We start from the raw sequence: 1,945 nt of genomic DNA on the forward strand, positions 1-1,945 counted from the left end.
AGGTGAGTAGCCGGGGGGAGTTTCACCCCCCGGCTCTCGCAGAACCGGACGTGAACCTCGCAGCTCATCCGGCTCCCATTGCCCAGCCATCAGGACGTGCGCCGAAACGCCAGTGCGCGAACAGGCCGGGGGCGCGCCGGGCGACCTCGGCCAGCCATGCCTTCGCGCGGCGTTTATGTCGGCGCAGCCGTTTGTATTTCTGGCGGGCCCACCGCATCAGATGCCGGTTGAGCCTGCGTAGGGGGTGGACCAACGCGGACTTGTAGAAGCGCCCGTAGTAGTTGATCCAACCTTGCAGGATGCTGTTGAACATTCTGGCAAGGTCGTCGAGGGACTTATCGCTGCGCCTGCCGATGTGCCAGGAGCGCATCGTGCGGCTCATCGCGGTGGCCGCGTCCTTGCTGACCGCGGGCAGGAACGACACGAAGTGATCGCCGTGCCTGCTCTGGGCCAGCCGAGGGCGGAAGGTATACCCCAAGAACGTGAACGCGGTGTGTTCATATGAGCCACGCCGGTTGGCGTCCTTGCAGTAGACGATGCGTGTCTTGTCCGGATGTAATTCCAGGCCGACCTGCGCCAGCCGCTCCGCGATGGCATCGCGAACCTGGAGGGCCTGCCGCTGGCTGCGGCAGTGCACCACCGCGTCATCGCAGTAACGCTCAAACGTGAGGCCGGGAAACTCCCGGGTCATCCACATATCGAACGCATAATGCATGAACAAGTTGGCGAGTAACGGGCTGATCGCCGACCCCTGCGGGGTTCCGCGATCTCGGACCACCAGCGTGCCGTCCGCCAACTGAAGCGGCGCTTTGAGCCACCGCTCCACATACAGCAGAATCCACCGCTGGTCCGGTGCGATGTGATGAGCGACCGCCTTGAGCACCAAATCCCAAGGCACGGTGTCGAAGAACGCCCGGATATCCAGATCGATCACCCAATCCGAGCGCCAGCACCGCTGACGGCACACACCCACCGCCTGCAGCGCCGACCTGCCCGGCCGATAACCATACGAATCCGGATGGAAGATCGGCTCGACCTTCGGCTCCAGATACATCCGCACCACCGTCTGCGCGATCCGATCGGCCACCGTCGGCACGCCCAGCACCCGCACCCCTCGGCCTGCCGCCTTGGGAATTTCCACCGCCCGCACCGGCGGCGGAAAATAGCAGCCCGACGACAACCGATTCCAGATCTTGTACAGATTCCGGTCCCGGTCCCGTTCGAACTCCTCCAGCGACTGGCCGTCTACGCCCGCCGCGCCTTTGTTCGCCTTGACCCTCCAAAACGCCTCCCAGACCGCCACCTTGGCAATCTGAAACGGCTTGTCCTGTGACTTCGGCCGACTCACCTGGCTCCTCCCAGCCCAGTCGATTGACCAGCCGGTTGACCACCAAGCCGCCCCGGACAACCCGGCCCCTTGGCTCCACGCCCATTACGGCGCTTCCGCGCTACTACGAGCCGGTCCGCCCCCGTGCCCCGCACCGGTACTCCGCCCCTCACAGTTTCCGCTGCTTGGGACGCTCCCTTCGGCCAACAGTCCAACACCCCATCGGCACCGCCGGAGCGACAGGTTCCCACGTTCCATGCCAGCGCCCAAGCCGAGCTCGCGCCACCTTCATGCCGGACACCATCTGGCCAGTCAGCAGGCACCCGCCAGACTCATCCCCGAGCAAGATCCCGACCCGGGTTTCGATGCCAACCACACGTTTTCGACACCTCATCAGTGGTTCACTCGCGTTCGCCTTCCCGGCTCACACCTGACGCCTCACTGGACGCCTTTTCCGCAACGCTCACCACCACGGCGCTTAACCGCAGCAGCTTGCGGTGGTTTGAGATCTCCCCCTGCAGGGCGATCTCGGAGGGCCAACCTCCATCACCAGCACAGCACCGCCTTCAGAAAGCACGACCTTCTACATCGCAACCTCCAACAGCGTTCGTGGCACAC

Annotated in this window: 1 protein-coding gene; it reads right to left on the reverse strand. The window is 64.4% G+C overall.

What is annotated here, in order from left to right:
- Positions 1-64 precede the first annotated feature (64 nt).
- Positions 65-1,348 (reverse strand): group II intron reverse transcriptase/maturase, encoded by a 1,284-nt coding sequence (ltrA, locus tag AB0I81_RS63960; protein ID WP_360680685.1) that lies wholly within the window; start codon positions 1,346-1,348, stop codon positions 65-67.
- Positions 1,349-1,945 lie beyond the last annotated feature (597 nt).

This window comes from Nonomuraea sp. NPDC050404, from assembly GCF_040655495.1.
In the GTDB taxonomy this organism is placed as follows: Bacteria; Actinomycetota; Actinomycetes; order Streptosporangiales; family Streptosporangiaceae; genus Nonomuraea.